Consider the following 14,235-nt stretch of genomic DNA (forward strand, 5'->3'; position numbering starts at 1 on the left):
GTTCCATGAGGAGGAAAGTCATGAGCATGCTCGACAAGATCAAGGGCCTGATGAAGGGGCACCCTGACCAGGCCCGCCAGGGAGTCGAGAAGGGTGGCGACTTCATCGACAAGAAGACGGGTAACAAGTACAGCGGTCAGGTCGATTCCGCCCAGCAGAAGCTCCATGACCAGACCGGCGAACGCCGTCCGCCCGCCGACGAACGGTAGAACGCCCGCACCCTCCACCAGGCCTCCGCCCGTACGGGCGGAGGCCTGGGGTCTGTCGTGAGGTGATGAGGCGAAGGTGGTAACGGGGCCGTGGAGTCATCGCGACCGCAGGACGGCAGCGATGGAGTGGCAGCCGCCATGTCCTGGCCGCCGTCGCTCCGTCGTTGCCGTCCTGCGGTTGCGCCGGGTCGCCCGAAGGTCAGTTGTGGCCGAACTTCCGTTCGCGCTTGTGGGAGACCTGCTCGGAGATCGCCTTCACCGCGTCGGGTTCGGGCGTCGTGCCCGTCTGTGCCTTGGCTTCGGTGGTCGCGGCGTGCTCATGCCCCCCGGTGCGGGCGCCGCGGTTCTGCCGGCTCTGCTTCTTGCCCATGATCGTGCCTCCTCGCGGATGTCGGACGATGGGTCGCCTTCAGACTTGCACACAAGGACGAAGAGTGCATTTCGGTCACCGGTGCGGTGCTTCCTGAAGTGCGCGGCACGGCGGCGGGGGAGCATGCTGGCTGTGTGACCTGGTACGGCGCTGCCCGGCGTACTCCGCTCAGTGCGAGCGGCAGTCTGTCCGGGAGACTGGACAGTGGCCGGGCGCCGGACGAACTGTCCCTGGTGCTCGCGCAGGCTGTCGTGAACGCGATCGAGTCCGCCGGCGGGCAGGCCGGCGGCGTCTACCTGCCTTCCCTCACCCCGGGGCTGCTGCGTCTGGCCGTGCTTGCGGGGCTGCCAGGACCGTTGTTCCGCCCCTGGTGGCGGATGCATGTGAACCGCCCGTTCCCGGTCGCCGAAGCCTTCCGGTCGGGCCACGCCGTGCACCTCGCCGACGCGGAGGAGGCGATGCGGCGCTTTCCGCAGCTGATGGCGGGCCTGCCGTTCCCCTTCGGCTCTCTCTATGTACCGGTCGTCAGCGGGGGGAAGACGGTCGCGGTGCTGGTCGTACTGCGCCCGGCGACCCCCGGGAAGCCGGTGGGAACCGCCGACCGGCGCAGGCTGCGGAGCGTCGCCGAAGGGCTCGGCTCGGCACTGGCCGGACTGGAGTCCGCGGGAACGAAGGCGGCGTGGGACGAGGAGCCGCTTCCCGTCCAGCTTCCGGCAGGAAGTTCGCCACCGGTACGGATCGGCCGTTTCGACTGGGACCTCGAAAGCGGCGCCGTCGGCGCGGACGACGAGCTGTGCGCCATCCTGGGCACCGCACCGGAGGAGTTCCCCGGAACCATCGACGCGCTGGCGGCGCGGCTTGCCCCGGAGGACCTGTACGGGCTGTGGGCGCTGGGCCGCCAGGCGGTGGGCTCGGGCGGGCCGGTCGTCCGCAGGATGCGGCTGCGCGGCCCCGACGGACGCTCGCACCTGCTGGAGGTGTCCGGTCGCCGGGACAACGCCGCGGACCCCACCACCACGACCCATCTGGCGGGGTTCCTGGTGGACCTCGGGATCGGCCCGGTCGTCGCGGAGGCGGCCGACCGGCTGCCGCGCGGCATCTTCTCCCTCGACCGCTTCGCCCGGATCACCTACATCAACCACCTGGCCGAGGAGATCCTCGGCCGTCCCCGGTCGGAGCTGGTCGGACAGGTCCTCTGGGAGGCCCTGCCGTGGTTCGCGAACCCCGCCTACGAGGATCACTACCGTGCCGCGATGATCTCCGACGCGCCGGTCCACTTCCTCGCCCGCCGCGCCGTCCCTCCGTCGTGGCTCTCCGTCTCGCTGTACCCCGGTCACGACGGTCTGACGGCCGTCCTCGCCCCGACCGAACAGCCGGCCTACACACCGGGGTCCGTCGTCTCGCCCGGCCTGGGTCTCGGCTCGCCCGCCGACCGCTCCGCCGCGCTCTACCGGCCGGTCGCCCTGGCCATCGCCCTCACCGAGGCCGTCACCGCCCGCCAGGTGTCCGCCGTGGTCACCGAGGAGCTGCTCCCCGCCTTCGGCGGCCGGCAGCTCGCGATCTACCTGCTCAAGGAGCGCCACCTCTACCTGGAGTGGGAGACCGGCTTCCCGCACGGCTTCCTGGACCGGTTCGACGGCGTCGCCCTGGACGCCCGTATCCCCGGGGTCGAGACCCTGACCACCGGGCGCCCCATCTTCTTCGAGTCGATGCAGCGGCTGGCCGCCGCGTATCCCGGCATCCCCATGGACGCCGACGTCGGCGCGCGCGCCTTCCTTCCTCTGATCGCCTCCGGGCGGCACGTCGGCTCGTGCATTCTCGGCTTCGACCAGCCGCGCGGCTTCAGCCCGGAGGAGCGTACGGTCCTGACCGCGTTGGCCGGCCTCATCGCGCAGGCGCTCCAACGAGCCCAGCGGTACGACACCGAGGCGGCCCTGGCCCGCGGACTGCAGGACGTCCTGCTCCCGCACGGACTGCCCGTCGTGGACGGCGTGGACACCGCGGGCCGCTACCTCGCCGGCACCCAGGGTATGGACGTCGGCGGTGACTGGTACGACGTCATCGAGACCGGCCGCAAGCTCGCCCTGGTCATCGGGGACGTACAGGGTCACGGCGTCGCCGCCGCCGCGACCATGGGGCAACTGCGCAGCGCACTACGGGCGTTCGCGCTCAGCGGGCACGATCCGCAGGAAGTGATGAGCGGGACCAACCGGCTGCTCATCGATCTCGACCCCGGCCAGTTCGCCAGCTGCTGCTACGTCGTCATGGACCCGGCCACCGGCCGCACCCAGGCCGTGCGAGCCGGTCATCCGCAACCCGTGATGCGCCGGCCCGACGGCACGGCCGAGGTCATGGACCTGCCGGGCGGCATCGTCCTCGGGATCGACGCCGAGGCGTCCTACCCCGTCACCGAGCTGCACCTCGCCCCCGGCGCGATGCTCGCCCTGTACACCGACGGCATGGTCGAGGAGTCGGGAACGGACATCGACGTGGGCGTCGAGCGGTTGCGCAGCACGATCGCCGGATTCGGCCCGGCCTCCCTGGCGGAAACGGCCGACCATGTGATCGGCCGTGCCAGGCAGGCCGCGGACCGTCCCGACGACATCGCCCTGCTTCTCGCCGCCCGGTGGGCCGACGACCCCTGAGGTCCGCCGCCCGGAGGACGTACGGATCTCAGCCCTCGCGCAGCCCGGCCCCCGGGGCGTCCGGTCAGGCCGGGCCGGTCGCCGGATGGGCGGCAGTCGCCGGATCGGCCCCCGAGGGTTCGGGCTGCGGCCTGCCAGGGAGCAGCAGTCCCGCGACGAAGACCACGGCCGCCGCTGCGACGGGCCACCAGAAGGCGCGGGAGAAGGTGGCGGCCGTGGGTGTCGTGACGGAACCGCCGTCCTGGAGGATCAGCGCGACGACGGCGATGCCCAGCGACGCCCCGATCTGGTTGAGGATGAAGACGGCGCCGGTGGCGCCCGCCACGGCGTCACCCGGCACGGTCCGGTAGACCGATCCCATCGTCGGCGCGCCGACCAGTCCCATACCGAAGCCCGCGGCGAACTGCGCTGCGGTCAGTGCGAGTTGTGGGGTGTCTGCATCGGAACCTGTGAAGACCAGGGCGCCGGCCCCGATCAGCAGGGCGCCGGTGGGCACCAGCCGGCGGGCGCCGACACGGTCCGCCAGCCGGCCCGCCACCGGCATGCCGATGAGCGTGCCGAGGCCCAACGGGGCGAGCAGCAGACCGGACCGGAGCACGCTGTGCCCCTGCACCTGCTGGTAGTAGAGGGGCAGCAGGAAGAGCAGGGAGAACAGCCCGCCGCCGAGCAGGAACATGGTGGCGACGCTTGCCCCGAAGCCCTTGCCGGCGAACAGCCGCAGATCGAGCAGGGGCGTGCGAGTGGTGCGCAGAGCGTGTGCGGCGTACGCGGTGAACAGGGCGAGGCCGAGGCCCAGAGCGATGATCACCCCGGCATCGCCGAACCCTTCGCCGCCGGCCCGTGACAGGGCGAACACGAGCGCGGCAAATCCGGGGCAGAGCAGCGCGACGCCCAGCGAGTCGAGCGGGACGGGGCCTTTGTCCGGCGGCGGGTCGGCCGGCAGCACCCGTACCGCCAGCACGATCGCGGCGAGCGCGAACGGGATGTTGACCAGGAACATCCACTCCCAGGAGAGGTTGTCCAGCAACAGACCGCCGATGATCGGGCCGACCACCGGTCCGAGCGTGATCGGTACGGAGACCAGGCCCATGACCCGGCCGACCCTGGCAGGTCCCGCGGCACCCGCCACGACCGTCATCATGATCGGGTCGACCATTCCGCCGCCGAGGCCCTGGACGATACGGAAGGCGATCAGGCTCTCCGCGTTCCAGGCGAAGGCGCAGAGCGTGGACCCGGCCAGAAAGACCGAGAGGCCCAGCAGCCACATGCGCTTGGCGCCGAAGCGGACCATCGCCCATCCGGCCAGCGGAATGGCGAGGGCGACCGCGAGCAGATAGCCGGTGGTGACCCACTCGACGGTGGCCAGGGATGCGTGGAACTCGCCGCCCAGCGTGCTGATCCCGACGTTGACGATCGTCGCGTCCAGGTAGGACATCATCCCGCCGAGCACCATGACGCCGACCAGGGTGAGCAGGGCGCCATCGAGCCCGGCCGGCCCGCTTCCCACTCGCTTCTTGCCTAACACGGCAACTCCTTTTAACTGCTCTGCTTGGATAGTTTTACTGGGTAGTAAAATTCTGTGGCTGGCACGGTAGCATGGCGGGATGAGAGTCGGCGAGAACGCGCAGATGGCCGGTGGCCCGGCGGACCGAGGGCGGCTGGACAAACGCCGGGCGATCGTGGAGGCCGCCCTGCGGGTCTTCGCACAGGTCGGCTATGCGCAGGCGAGCCTCGATGTGATCGCGGCAGAGGCCGGGGTCTCCAAGCCGACGATCTACAACCACCTGGGGTCGAAGGAGAATCTGTTCCGGCACGTCATGACGGAGACGGCGGCCCGGGCCAATGCCAAGACCCTCGACGTGCTGACGGCCTTCCCCACCGATCCGGCGGAGCTGCGGTCGGGTCTGGAGGACGTGGCGCACAAGCTCGTCGACTGTTACTGCGACGAACAGTCCGAGGCCGTGCGGCGGCTGCTGTATGCGGAGGCCGTGCGTTTTCCGGACCTCTTCGACGTGGTCCGGGCCAGTGGGCCCAACCAGTTCACCGAGGCGCTCGCGGGCCGGATCGCCCGGCTCGCGAACGCCGGGTACCTGCGCATCGAGGACCCCGTCCGGGCGGCCAACCAGTTCATCGCGCTGGTCTACGAGGAGGTCCCTGCGATGAGTGCGCTGGGCACCCGCCCTCTCGACCCGGTGGACGTCTCGAAGGTCGTCACGGCGGGTGTGGACACGTTCCTGCGCGCCTTCGGCCCGGCTCCCTCCGGTGCGCCCATTGCGGGAGCGGGCGGAACCGGAGAGGCCTGACGGCGGCGGTGGCTCAGCGGCGCCGGGCGTTCGGGGCGGGGACCAGGCGCACCGCCGTGTTCAGGACATGGTCGATCACATCGCGCGAGGGCCTGTCCGTGAGATTGGTGAGCAGCCGGGCCAGGGTGTTGAGGAGGAACGGGGAGCCCATCACGTAGCGGTTGAGCACGGGCTGGAACCCCGACCGGCTGAACACCAGATCCGCGGCCGTGTTGCCGAGCCGGTAGTAGCTGCCCCAGCGGCGGTTCATCTCGACCGGGTAGTGGTGGAGCGCCCTCTCCCGCCTCGGGCCCGCCGGCAGGGCCAGTGCGAGCGCGGCCGTCTCGGCCGCCACCTCGCCGGCCTCCAGTGCCTGGCCGATGCCCTCGCCGTTCCAGGGGCTGATCATGCCTCCTGAATCGCCGACCAGGAGGAGTCCCCTGGTGTACAGCGGATGACGGTTGAAGCCCAGCGGCAGCGCGGCGCTGCGGACGGGCCCCTCGGCGTTCTCCTCGCGCAGCCCCCACGCCTCGGGTGTCCGGGCCAGCCACCGGTCCATCGTGGCCCGCAGGTCGGCCTTGCCGTGGCGGCGATGGGGGATCGCGCCGAGTCCCACGTTGACCCGGCCGTCACCCATCGGAAAGATCCAGCCGTAGCCCGGCAGGAAGCGGTCGCTCCGGGGATGGCGGAGGTCGGCCCAGAGCTCCAGGAACTCCTCACGGGACCGCTCGGGGCTGCGGTAGTAGCGGCGGGCAGCCGTGGCGATCTGCCGCTTCGTGTCACGCTCCAGCCCCATCGCGAGTGCGAGCCGCGCGGAGGCGCCGTCCGCCGCGATGACGACCGGAGCCCGGTGCACCACCTGCCCTCCTCCCGCACCGGACACCGCCGTGACCCCGGTGATCCGGCCGGTCCGGTCGGTCACCGGCTCCGTCACCTTCACACCGGTGCGCAGCCGGGCCCCGGCGGCCACCGCGTGGCGGGCCAGGATGTCGTCGAAATCGTGCCGGCTGCGCGTGAGGCCGAAGTCCGGGTAGCCGCCCAGTGCGGGCCAGTCGATCTGCACCTGCCGCTCGCCGGCCACCCAGCGCATTCCGCGCGACCGCGTCCACCCGGGGGCCTTGATGTCGACGCCCATCCGGATGAGCTGGTGCACCGCGCGCGGGGTGAGGCCGTCACCGCACACCTTCTCCCGAGGGAACGAGGACTTCTCCAGCAGCAGCACGTCGACACCCGCCCGGGCGAGGTGGAAGGCGGCGGACGAGCCGGCCGGCCCCGCACCCACCACGATCACCTGGGCGTCCTCGGACGGGCCGGGGGCGGAGCGTTCGTCCGGGGCGGACTGGTCTGCGTGCGCTTCCCGCATGGGAACCCTTTCCTGGGACGGCCGGCAACCGCCCGAGGGCGGTGACCCTGTACACCGACATCCTGCCGGTTCGCTCCGTGCCGCGGCAGGGCGATCAACCTCCCGGAGACCGCGGACAGCCGGACCCCGCTCCGGAACACACCTCGGGGCCGCACGGAGTGCGGCCCCGAGGGCAACGGATGATCGGCACGGGCGTCAGTACGGCAGCGGGCGCCCGGACGGGGTGCGCAGATCGAGCGGGGGCGGCCGGGACGGAAGCTGGGGACGTCGGACGATCCTGATGCGGCCCACTGACACCACCTCCTGTCGGTAATCCGTCCTATGCCCTCGCAGCGCGCCGTTCACACGTCCAGCGGTCATGAACGCGGCCGGTCCAGGACGGGCGGCCACGACGAATCGTGTTAAACCTGAAGATGTGGGTGGTACAGGTCGGTTCCGGACGCGGTTTCACCACTCCGCCCGGCAGCCGCATCGGCACGATGACGGACACCCGGGCGGTGACGAGCCTGCGCCCTCCGGCCCGAACCCCGGGCGGTCCTCACCGGGCCGCCGCCTGCGCGCCCTCTTCAGCGTTCGCACCGTGGCGGGGCAGGTCTTCCTCCTCATGCTGGGAATCGTGTCGCTGCTCGTCGTGACGGCCGTCGTCGCCCTGGTGGTGCAGGGCAGACACGACAGCATGAACGTGGCCAGGGCCCGCTCACTGAGCGTCGCGGAGACCTTCGCCCACGCGCCCGGCATCGCGGCGGCCCTGGACAGCAGGGACCCCACCGCCCTCCTGCAGCCCCGAGCGGAGGAGATCCGCCGCAGCACCGGGGTGGAGTACGTCGTCGTGGCGGGGACCAACGGCATCCGCTACACCCACCCTGACATCGCGCTGATCGGGAAGCACATCATCGGTCCGTACAAGGAAGCCCTGGAGGGCAAGCCCTTCACCAAGACCGTGACGGCAAGCCGAGGCCTCGCGGTCAATTCCGTGGTGCCCGTCCAACGGCCCGACGGCACGGCCGCCGGGCTGGTCTCCGTCGGCATCAAGGTCGACACGGTGAACAAGCGGGCATTCCCGAGCATCCCGCTCGCCCTGGGCGCCGCAGGGGCCGCACTCGCCCTCACAGCGGGCGGCGCGGCCCTGGTGAGCCGACGTCTGGGCCGCCAGACGCGCGGCCTCGGCCCGGCCGAGATGACCCGGATGTACGAACACCACGACGCGGTGCTGCACGCGGTCCGCGAAGGCGTCCTCATCATCGGCGCGGACGGCCGGCTGGTCCTGGCCAACGACGAGGCCCGCCGCCTCCTGGGGCTGCCCGCCGAAGCCGAGGGCCGCGCGGTGACGGAGCTGGGACTGGACCCCCGCACCGCGGAGCTGCTGGCCTCCGGACGCGTGGCCACCGACGAGCTGCGGCCTGCCGGGAGCCGGCTGCTGGCCGTCAACCTCCGCCCCACGGGCGAACGCGGCGGACCGCCCGGCACGGTCGCCACCATCCGGGACACCACGGAACTGCAGGCAGTCACCGGCCGGGCGGAGACCGTGCGTGAGCGGCTGCTGCTCCTGTACCGGGCGGGGGCCCGCATCGGGACCACTCTCGACGTCACCACGACCGCGCAGGAACTGGCGGACGTGGCCGCCCCCGGCTTCGCCGACTGCGCGACGGTCGACCTCGCCGACTCCGTACTGCGCGGAGAGGAACCGGCGCAGCCCTCCGGCGACGTGATGGACATGCGCCGCACCGCTGTGAGCGGCGTCGGCCCGGACCATCCCCTCTACCCGCTGGGCCGCGTGATCGGCTTCGTACCCACCAGCGTCGAAGGTCTCGGCAGCAGCAGCGGGCACACCTGGATGGTGCCCGACCTGACCGCGTCCCAGCAGTGGCGCCTGACCGACCCCGAGCAGGCCGCGCGGATCCTGGAGTACGGGTTCCACTCGCTGCTCTCGGTGCCCCTGCACGCGCGCGGGGTCATTCTCGGCATGGCCAACTTCTGGCGCGCGCAGAACGAGGCCCCCTTCGACGCGGAGGACCTTTCCTTCGCCGAGGAACTGGTGGCCCGGGCGGCGGTCAGCGTCGACAACGCCCGGCGTTTCACCCGCGAGCACGAGATGGCGGTGACCCTGCAGCGCAGCCTGCTCCCGAGCGGCCTTCCCGAGCAGAACGCCCTGGACGTCGCCTACCGCTATCTGCCGGCCCAGGCAGGGGTGGGCGGGGACTGGTTCGATGTGATCCCGTTGTCCGGAGCCCGGGTCGCGCTCGTCGTCGGCGACGTGGTCGGGCACGGTCTGCACGCCGCGGCCACCATGGGCCGGCTGCGCACCACGGTGCACAACTTCTCCACGCTGGACCTGCCGCCGGACGAACTCCTCGGCCATCTCGACGAACTCGTCGTCAGGATGGACCAGGACGAGGAGACCGGCGGCGGGTCGATCACCGGGGCCACCTGTCTGTACGCGATCTACGACGCGGTCTCCGGGCGGTGCTCGGTGGCCCGGGCCGGGCACCCCGGACCCGCCCTCGTCCTGCCCGACGGCACCGTGGAGTTCCCCGACATCCCGGCCGGTCTGCCACTCGGGATCGGTGGCATGCCCTTCGAGGCGATCGAGTTGGAGGTGCCCGAGGGGAGCCGTCTGGTGCTGTACACGGACGGTCTGGTGGAACGCCGTGACCAGGACATCGACGAGGGTGTGGCACAGCTGCGGAACGCCCTGGCAGGCCGCGACCGCACACCGGAGGAGACCTGCGACGACGTGCTGGAGGCCCTGCTGCCCACCCGCCCGGGCGACGACGTCGCCCTGCTCGTCGCCCGCACCCGCACCCTGGACCCGGCACGCCGCGTCCAGTGGCAGGTGGACCCGGACCCCGCAGCCGTCGCCGGCGTCCGCAAGGAGGCGATGCGCTGGCTCGCCGACCGTGGCCTCGACGAGGAGGGGTTCGTCACCGAACTGATCCTGAGCGAGCTCGTCACCAACGCGATCCGGTACGGCTCCGAGCCGATCAGCGTCCGGCTGCTGTACGACCGGGCCCTGATCTGCGAGGTGTCGGACTGCAGCAGCACCTCCCCGCACCTGCGCTATGCCGCGACGACCGACGAGGGCGGACGGGGCCTGTTCCTGGTCGCCCAGTTCGCCGAGCGCTGGGGCACCCGCTACACGGAGCGCGGCAAGGTCATCTGGTCCGAGCAGACGCTCGACGAGTCCCCGCCTTCCGGGTAGGGCACGTCGACGGGACGGGGCCCGGCAGCAACTGCCGGGCCCCGCAAGGTTCGTTCACCTCACAAGTGCGTCAGGGGAACGACACCACGTTCGATGGGACCGTGGAGGTGCCGGACGTGGGAGATCCGGTGTTGTTGATGACGTGTTCGTACTGGCCCTGGCCGCCGAGGGAGACGACGAGCAGGTCGTGGAACTTCACGCCGGGCTTCACCGGTGCCTCGAAGCCGTGGCCCTGAATGATCGTCGGGTCGACGTTGTAGTAGCAGTAGCTGCCCAGTCCCCAGCCTTCGTGGGTGGTGACGGAGTCGTCGACCTTGTAGGCCGCGAACCCCTTGGTGTCACCGTTCTGGACGGCGGCCTGGTTGGGGGCGTCGTACGACTTCTCGTTCTGGAAGAAGATCGTCTTGCCCCTCTCGCCGGACCAGCGGACGTCGTACTTGTTGAAGTGCTCGACGAACAGGCCGGTCGCCAGCACGTCGTCGCCGTTGACCTGGAGGCCGTAGTCGGAGCGGTTGGTCTCCCAGCCCACCCCGTCGCCATGGTCGGCGCGCCACAGCCAGGTGTGGTCGACGATCGTGTCGTCGTTGTTGATGACCATGGCGGTGGTGGCCTTGCCGGCCCCCGCGCCGCCGACCCGGACGAAGACGTCCTGGACGGTGGTCGGGTTCGCCGCGTGGTCGGCCGAGGCGCCGTCGGGGCCGACCTGCACCAGTACCTGCGAGTTCTGCGGACCGGCGTCGACGAGGAGTCCGGCGAGCTTGACGCCGTCCACGTCACCGACCTTGATGGCGGTGACCCCGTTGTCCGGGATGATCGTCGCGAGACCCAGGCCGAGTACGACCGTGTTGGCGCGGTCGATGTTGATCGTCTGGTCGACGTGGTAGATGCCGGGCGTGAACAGCAGGTGCAGGCCCTGCTGCACCGCCGCGTTGATGGTGGCGGCTGAGGCGCCGGGCTTGACCACGTAGAACTGGCTCAGCGGGATGGACTCGCCCTGCGGGGTGCCGTTCCAGGAGACCCCGCGGGCGTTGGTGCGCTTGGCGGGGACGAACACCTTGTAGTCGTTGCCGTCCAGGTAGAGGAAGGGCTTCTCGCGGGAGACCGGGGTGTTGTCGAGGGTGGTGTACGGGGGATTCGGGAAGCTCTGGGCGGGGGCGCCCTCGACGCCGGAGAACGTCATGTTCCAGACGCCGTTGCCCCAGCTGCCGATGGAGCTGTCCCGGGTGTACCACTGCTGCTGCGAGTACGGTCCGACCTGGCCGTCGATCTTGCTGTCGGCGATGTACCCGCCACTTGCCCAGCCGTAGCCGTTCGGCGCGAGGTTGAGCCCGCCCTTGACGTGCATGCGGCGGAAGGGCGCAGCCTGTGAGACGGCCCAGCGGTCGGTTCCGCTGACCGGGTTGAGCGCGAGGTTCTCGGCCGAGCGCCAGAAGTTCTGTGTGGCGTTGCCGTTGAACCAGCCCGCGTCGACGGTCACATCACCGTTGAACGTGGTGTCGTCCGGCTTCAGCCCGAGACCGGCGATCGAGGTGTAGAAGCCGATCTGCGCGTTGATGTTGTTGTACGTGCCCGGCTTGAACATCAGCGCGTAGCGGCCGGTGCCGAACTGCGCCGACTCCTGCTGCTTGAAGATCTGGTCGACCTTGGCCTGGATGCCCGGCGTCGACGGGTCGAAGACCAGGACGTTCGGGCCGAGGTCGCCGCCGCCGGGAATCTGCGGGCCGCCTCCGCCGCCGGTCGTGCCGAACACCTGGAACTCCCAGAGCGAGTACCCGTACTGGGTGGCCCTGGTGGTGCCGGTCAGCCGGACGTAGCGGGCGTTGCCGGAGACGTTGAGCGTCTCGGTGCCGCCGGGGCTCGTGGTGGTCGAGTAGGCGGTGCTCCAGGTGCTGTCGTCCGTGGAGAACTCGATCCGGTAGCTCTTGGCGTAGGCGGTCTCCCACTTCAGCGCGATCTGGCTGACCGAGGCGGTGGAGCCCAGGTCGACCTTGATCCACTGGGGGTCGGAGGCGGCGCTCGACCAGCGGGTGCCGTTGTCGCCGTCCACGGCGGACGTGGCGGGGGTGCCGTAGTTCTCCTGGCTGGAGGCGGTCACCGTCTTGCCCTGCGAGAGCAGCGAGGGTGCCGCGCTCGCGGAAGTGGACGGCACGAAGGCCAGCAGCGAGACGACGAGACCGGCGACGGCGGCCAGTACGCCGGTGCGTCTTCTTCCGGTCGACGGCGCGGGTCTGTGGAACAAGGGGGGTGCATACATGGGGGCTTGTCTCCTGAGTCGCGGTACGGGTGCACGACACGAAGCCGGAGAGCGCTCTCTCCGGCAGATGGGGATACTTCTCCCTTGCGTCCCCTTGCGTCAATAGGTGTGCAACCTCGGCTTGGACATGCGTCGTTGAGAACAACAACTGATGACTGATACGTCATGATTGAACGCATTGCCTACGCCTTGGTGCAGTCTCTGCGGGAGATCTGACGGGCCATCCGGTTCAGATGGTGATGCTGTGGCCAAGAGGGAGCGGGGCAGGCCGGCATGACGCGCCCGCCGTAGCCGGTCGGCTGCCGGACACCTGCGTGAAGAGCCGGGGCACGCACGCACCGGAAACCGCTGCGCCTGTTACCGGACATCTTGTCGACGTGCGGGGGACAGCGGGCACGGCTGCTCGCTATCCTCCGGGGCATGAGCCGTGAGCGTGGCACGCGTGGCGTCCTTGACCAGGCGCGACGGGGTTCCGGGTGAGCGAGGGCATGGGTCCTGCCCCGGCGGACGCCCGTACCGCTGAGGTGTGGCGGTCGTTCGGTGCCCGGTTACGGCAGTGGCGCAGACGGGCCGGGCTCACACAGGCCCAGGTGGGTGCCCGGGTCGGCTACGACCACACCGCCATCAGCAAACTGGAGCACGGCAGCCGCAGGACTCCACTGCCGCTCGCACGCCGGCTGGACGAACTGTTCTCTGCCGATGGAGAGTTGGTTGCGGCCTGCGAGGCCGCGGAGGAACAGGAGCGGGCGGGAGGGGAGCGCGGCGCGCCGGCCGCCGTACGGCGGGGACCGTTGCCCGGGGAGCCCGCGGGCGGAGCACTTCTGGCGATGCTTCCGCCGGGGACCGTGCTGCCCGCGCGCCTGCCCGCCTACGGGCTCGTCTGCCCGGTGCACGACCGGGCCGGCTGCTCGGTCCCCGTACTCACGGATGTCATCGCCCTGCACACGGCCTTCTGCGCACTGGGCCCGGACACCCGGTCACGCCCCGCTCTGGACAACGACACCGTGCACGCGCTGACGGCCCTGCTCGCGGTCTGTCTGCGTGCCGACGAGGAACGCGCCTGGCCGGGAGCGACCGCCGTCGTCGAACGCACGCTGCACGCCATGCTCCGCTGGATGGCGCTTCCCGCGGCGCCGTACCAGCGTCAACTGGCCCCGCTCGCGGCCGAGTACGCGCAGTCGGCCGGCTGCCTGCGGCTGCTGTGGGGCCGCAACGGGACCGCGATGGCCTGGCTCGACCGCTCGCTGCTCTGGGCTGCCATGGCCGGTCACGTCGGGACGCAGGTCGCGGCACTCGGCGATATGAGCACTCTGGCCCGGCTGGAGGGCGACGGACCGTCGGCGCTGGCCTACGGTGGGGCGATCGGCCAGGCTGCCGCGGGCCGGCCCTGGGCGGCAGCCATGAGCGATCTGTACCAGGCGCGCGGTCACGCGGTCCGCGGCGACGCGGCCCGGACCCTGAAGCACATCGACCGGGCCCGGTCGCAGATGGACCGGGCCGGTGAACGCGACGAGACGGAGGCGCCCTGGCTCTCTGTCGCCTCGGTACGCCTGCGCGTGGAGTCCGGTGCGGCCGGCGCCCTGCGCGATCTTGCCGCGGCCACCGGTGACCCCCGTTTCGCACTCCGGGCCGTTGACGCGGCCCGCACGGCGCTCGGCCTGCTGCCACCCGGCATGCACTCCGCGAGGATGCTGTTCCTGGCCCGGATGGCCGACGCCCACGCGTGCGCCGGCGACCCGGCGGCGGCGCAGGCCGTGGCGGGACCGGTCCTGGACACCACCGAGGTGAATCCGTCCACGCTGCTCGGCCAGGAACTGCGCGGACTGCACGCCAGACTGGCGGCCCGCTCCGGCGGCGGCCCGGAGACCGACGACTTCGTCAGGAGACTGGCGGCGGCGATCCGCTGAGCCACG

The 14,235-nt window shown here is 71.1% G+C and carries 9 protein-coding genes; 5 read left to right on the forward strand and 4 right to left on the reverse strand.

Going from position 1 to position 14,235, the window contains the following annotated elements:
* The first annotated feature begins 20 nt into the window (after nt 1-20).
* Nucleotides 21-209: an antitoxin gene (locus OG912_RS34030; RefSeq protein WP_327712661.1), complete on the forward strand. Its 189-nt coding sequence runs from the start codon at nt 21-23 to the stop codon at nt 207-209.
* A 199-nt stretch (nt 210-408) separates the two neighbouring features.
* Here the strand turns inward: OG912_RS34030 and OG912_RS34035 are convergent, their stop codons facing one another.
* Nucleotides 409-579 carry a hypothetical protein gene (locus tag OG912_RS34035; protein WP_326734622.1) on the reverse strand — a complete coding sequence of 57 codons (171 nt, stop codon included), beginning with the start codon at nt 577-579 and terminating at the stop codon, nt 409-411.
* Nucleotides 580-713: 134 nt separating this feature from the next.
* Here OG912_RS34035 and OG912_RS34040 point away from each other — a divergent pair, with 134 nt between their 5' ends.
* Complete coding sequence (locus tag OG912_RS34040) at nt 714-3,224, forward strand: SpoIIE family protein phosphatase (RefSeq protein WP_327712662.1); 2,511 nt, start codon at nt 714-716, stop codon at nt 3,222-3,224.
* A gap of 64 nt (nt 3,225-3,288) precedes the next feature.
* Here the strand turns inward: OG912_RS34040 and OG912_RS34045 are convergent, their stop codons facing one another.
* The gene (locus OG912_RS34045) at nt 3,289-4,749 is read right to left on the reverse strand and encodes a DHA2 family efflux MFS transporter permease subunit (RefSeq protein WP_327712663.1); all 1,461 of its coding nucleotides are present in this window, start codon (nt 4,747-4,749) and stop codon (nt 3,289-3,291) included.
* A 79-nt stretch (nt 4,750-4,828) separates the two neighbouring features.
* Here OG912_RS34045 and OG912_RS34050 point away from each other — a divergent pair, with 79 nt between their 5' ends.
* Nucleotides 4,829-5,527: a TetR/AcrR family transcriptional regulator gene (locus tag OG912_RS34050; RefSeq protein WP_326734619.1), complete on the forward strand. Its 699-nt coding sequence runs from the start codon at nt 4,829-4,831 to the stop codon at nt 5,525-5,527.
* 13 nt (nt 5,528-5,540) lie between these two features.
* Here the strand turns inward: OG912_RS34050 and OG912_RS34055 are convergent, their stop codons facing one another.
* Nucleotides 5,541-6,869: a geranylgeranyl reductase family protein gene (locus OG912_RS34055; RefSeq protein WP_327712664.1), complete on the reverse strand. Its 1,329-nt coding sequence runs from the start codon at nt 6,867-6,869 to the stop codon at nt 5,541-5,543.
* 604 nt (nt 6,870-7,473) lie between these two features.
* Here OG912_RS34055 and OG912_RS34060 point away from each other — a divergent pair.
* Nucleotides 7,474-10,068: a SpoIIE family protein phosphatase gene (locus tag OG912_RS34060; RefSeq protein ID WP_327713611.1), complete on the forward strand. Its 2,595-nt coding sequence runs from the start codon at nt 7,474-7,476 to the stop codon at nt 10,066-10,068.
* 70 nt (nt 10,069-10,138) lie between these two features.
* Here the strand turns inward: OG912_RS34060 and OG912_RS34065 are convergent, their stop codons facing one another.
* Nucleotides 10,139-12,322 (reverse strand): discoidin domain-containing protein, encoded by a 2,184-nt coding sequence (locus tag OG912_RS34065; RefSeq protein ID WP_327712665.1) that lies wholly within the window; start codon nt 12,320-12,322, stop codon nt 10,139-10,141.
* Between the two features lie 488 nt (nt 12,323-12,810).
* Between OG912_RS34065 and OG912_RS34070 the strand changes: the two genes are divergently transcribed.
* Complete coding sequence (locus tag OG912_RS34070) at nt 12,811-14,229, forward strand: helix-turn-helix transcriptional regulator (RefSeq protein ID WP_327712666.1); 1,419 nt, start codon at nt 12,811-12,813, stop codon at nt 14,227-14,229.
* Nucleotides 14,230-14,235: the final 6 nt, after the last annotated feature.

The organism is Streptomyces sp. NBC_00464, from assembly GCF_036013915.1.
GTDB lineage: Bacteria > Actinomycetota > Actinomycetes > Streptomycetales > Streptomycetaceae > Streptomyces.

Coding starts and splice junctions, on each gene's coding strand:
- OG912_RS34030 (WP_327712661.1), top strand. CDS start 21: ATGAGCATGCTCGACAAGATCAAGGGCCTGATGAAGGGGCACCCTGAC.
- OG912_RS34035 (WP_326734622.1), bottom strand. CDS start 579: ATGGGCAAGAAGCAGAGCCGGCAGAACCGCGGCGCCCGCACCGGGGGG.
- OG912_RS34050 (WP_326734619.1), top strand. CDS start 4,829: ATGAGAGTCGGCGAGAACGCGCAGATGGCCGGTGGCCCGGCGGACCGA.
- OG912_RS34055 (WP_327712664.1), bottom strand. CDS start 6,869: ATGCGGGAAGCGCACGCAGACCAGTCCGCCCCGGACGAACGCTCCGCC.
- OG912_RS34060 (WP_327713611.1), top strand. CDS start 7,474: ATGCTGGGAATCGTGTCGCTGCTCGTCGTGACGGCCGTCGTCGCCCTG.
- OG912_RS34065 (WP_327712665.1), bottom strand. CDS start 12,322: ATGTATGCACCCCCCTTGTTCCACAGACCCGCGCCGTCGACCGGAAGA.
- OG912_RS34070 (WP_327712666.1), top strand. CDS start 12,811: ATGGGTCCTGCCCCGGCGGACGCCCGTACCGCTGAGGTGTGGCGGTCG.